The 2717-nt window shown below is 28.0% G+C and carries 4 protein-coding genes; 3 read left to right on the top strand and 1 reads right to left on the bottom strand.

What is annotated here, in order from left to right; genetic code table 11:
- Positions 1-66: 66 nt before the first annotated feature.
- Positions 67-207 carry a hypothetical protein gene (locus Q0138_RS03940; RefSeq protein WP_297981209.1) on the bottom strand — a complete coding sequence of 47 codons (141 nt, stop codon included), beginning with the start codon at positions 205-207 and terminating at the stop codon, positions 67-69.
- 352 nt (positions 208-559) lie between these two features.
- Here Q0138_RS03940 and Q0138_RS03935 point away from each other — a divergent pair, with 352 nt between their 5' ends.
- The 3 genes from Q0138_RS03935 to guaA all read left to right on the top strand — a co-directional run bounded on the left by Q0138_RS03935 (position 560) and on the right by guaA (position 2683).
- On the top strand, positions 560-1126 hold the full coding sequence (locus Q0138_RS03935) for a GMP synthase subunit A (RefSeq protein WP_297981207.1): 567 nt from the start codon (positions 560-562) through the stop codon (positions 1124-1126).
- Positions 1127-1329: 203 nt separating this feature from the next.
- Positions 1330-1569, top strand: a complete 240-nt coding sequence (locus Q0138_RS03930; RefSeq protein ID WP_297981205.1) for a hypothetical protein — start codon at positions 1330-1332, stop codon at positions 1567-1569.
- Between the two features lie 187 nt (positions 1570-1756).
- Positions 1757-2683 carry a glutamine-hydrolyzing GMP synthase gene (gene guaA, locus Q0138_RS03925; RefSeq protein ID WP_297981203.1) on the top strand — a complete coding sequence of 309 codons (927 nt, stop codon included), beginning with the start codon at positions 1757-1759 and terminating at the stop codon, positions 2681-2683.
- Positions 2684-2717 lie beyond the last annotated feature (34 nt).

Genomic DNA, 2717 nt, shown 5'->3' with positions numbered 1-2717 from the left:
TTAAAAGATTAAAAAAATAGTTATTAAAATTTAATAACTATTGGAATAAAAAAAATTTATTTAAATTTATCTTTCAGTTAAAAAGATATAGAGTTCGTATAAAACAGCTAGCACAACAATTACAGGTAAAAGCCATGCAGCAAGTTTAATTAAAATTGCTGCTACGATAATTAAGATTATTTTAGCAATTAATTCTTCAATTTCCATGGATTTATTTTTCTTTTAATAGTATAAATACTTTATTAATTTTTTTCAAATCTTTATTATTTAATTCTTCTTCTTGGATTTTTATGTTTTTATTTTATTTTATTTTATTATATAAACCTAATATTTGTTTATTCTTATTTGTGAATTCTAATTGTTTTAATTAAAATTTTAAATATTTAAAAGCGGAAAATTAATTTTTTTTATAAACTTTTATTAAAATTCCCCTTATTATTACAATGAATTTCTTTGTTAAAAAAATTAAACTTATATATTTAATCAAATATACTATAGTATATAATATAGTATGTTATATCAATAAAGATTTTATTCAATAATAGTTTTGAGAGATTTTATGACAATTTTAGTTATTAATAACAAAGGACAATACAATCACAGAATCCAAAGAAGTTTACAATATCTTCAGATTCCCTCTGAATTAATAAGCAATCAATTAAGCATTGAGGAGCTTGAAGAAAAGGAACCACTCGGCTTAATTTTAGGTGGAGGTCCTTCAATCGATGACATTGGAAATGCTGAAGAATTTGTAAAACATTTTGATATTCCAATTTTAGGTATTTGTTTAGGACACCAATTAATAGCTAAGGCTTTTGGTGGTGAAGTGTCTACTTCAGATACTGAAAGTTATGCTCAAGTCAATATTGACATTATAAAGGATGATCCTTTATTCAAGGAGCTTGAATCACCTCTTGCAGTTTGGAGTTCCCATAAGGATGAAGTGCATTCACTTCCAGAGGATTTTGATGTAATTGCAAGCTCTTCCCTTTGTGATATTGAAGCAATGAAACATAAGGAAAAGGAGATTTATGGAATTCAATTCCATCCTGAGGTACATCACACTCCTAAAGGGGAATTTATCTTTAAAAACTTTTATGAGATTTGTAAAAATTATAAGAAATAATTTTAAACCTTTTATATGATTTTTAAATTTTTAAATTTTATTTAGTTTTTAAACCTTTTATGTGATTTTTAAATTTTTAAAATTTTTTAAAATAATCTTTTTTGATGATATAATTTACTTTATGATTGAATTTTATTTATGGGATATTTCAAATATCTCATCTTTATAATTTAATTTAATTAATTTAATTTTGGGTTGATAAAATGTTTGATAATGCAGATGACTTCAAAAAGAAAGCACTTGACAATAAGGACGAATTAAAAAGAGAATACATTAACATTCCAATAGGAGACGACGAACAAGGTTTCAGAATCTCAGGTATTGGTGAAAAGGCTATTAAGATTGAAAAATATGTTAAGTATGATGACATGGTTGAAGCTGTTGAATCCGGTAAGGAAGCAGGATTAGAAGCAGTAATCATGAAATTCGTAGAAGAATACTAGATTTTCAATAAAAATGGATTTTAAACATAATTTTTAGTTTTATCTATTGTATTTTATTCAATTTTAGTTTTTATTCTATTTAGTTTAAATTGTATTTTATAAAAATTTTAGTTTTTAATCTATTTAGTTTAAATGGTATTTTTACTTAATTTTATTTTTATTAATAATTTTTATTAAAGGTATATTTATGTTGGGACCAAAAGAATTTATTGAAGATGCAATTGAAAAAATTAAAGCAGAAATAGGTGATGAAAAGACTATTATTGCTTTATCTGGAGGAGTTGACAGTTCAGTATGTTCTGTTCTTGCTCAAAAAGCTATTGGTGACAATCTAACTGCAATTTTTGTTGACCATGGTTTGTTAAGAGAAGGGGAAGTTGAACAGGTTTGTGAAATCTTTGAGGAAAGATTGAATTTCAAGTATGTTGATGCTTCCGATGAATTTTTATCAGAACTTGCAGGTGTAAAGGATCCTGAAGAAAAAAGGAAAATCATTGGAAGAGTCTTTATTGAAGTCTTTGAAAAAGAGGCACAGGCTATTGATGCTAAATACTTGGTTCAAGGTACCATCGCTCCAGATTGGATTGAAAGTGAAGGAAAAATTAAATCTCATCATAATTTAGCATTGCCAAGCGGTATGGTTTTGAAAGTTGTGGAACCAATCAGAGATTTATACAAGGATGAAGTAAGGGAAATCGGTACTGAATTAGGTTTGCCTGATGTTTTAGTGCACAGACAACCTTTCCCAGGTCCTGGTCTTGGTGTAAGAGTTATTGAACCACTTACAAGAGAAAATTTGGCTATCTGCAGAGCAGCTGATGCTATTGTAAGGGAAGAAATTGAAAAGGCTGGTTTGGATAAGGAACTATGGCAATATTTCGCTGTTTTAACTGACACAAAGGTTACAGGCGTTAAGGGAGACCAAAGGGATTTCGGATATTTGGCAGTTATCAGATTGATCAGTTCCATTGATGCAATGACTGCAACTGTTCCTGAAATGCCTTGGGAAGTTATCAGAACCATTTCAAAAAGAATCACTTCTGAAGTTTCCGAAGTTACTCACGTTGCTTTATCCATAAGTGATAAACCGCCTAGTACCATTGAATTTGCTTAAATGAGTTAAAATTCATTAATTAGATCGGAAGAGC

The organism is uncultured Methanobrevibacter sp. (assembly GCF_937906425.1).
Taxonomy (GTDB): Archaea; Methanobacteriota; Methanobacteria; order Methanobacteriales; family Methanobacteriaceae; genus Methanobrevibacter.
This window is presented reverse-complemented; position numbering and strand designations above follow the sequence as displayed.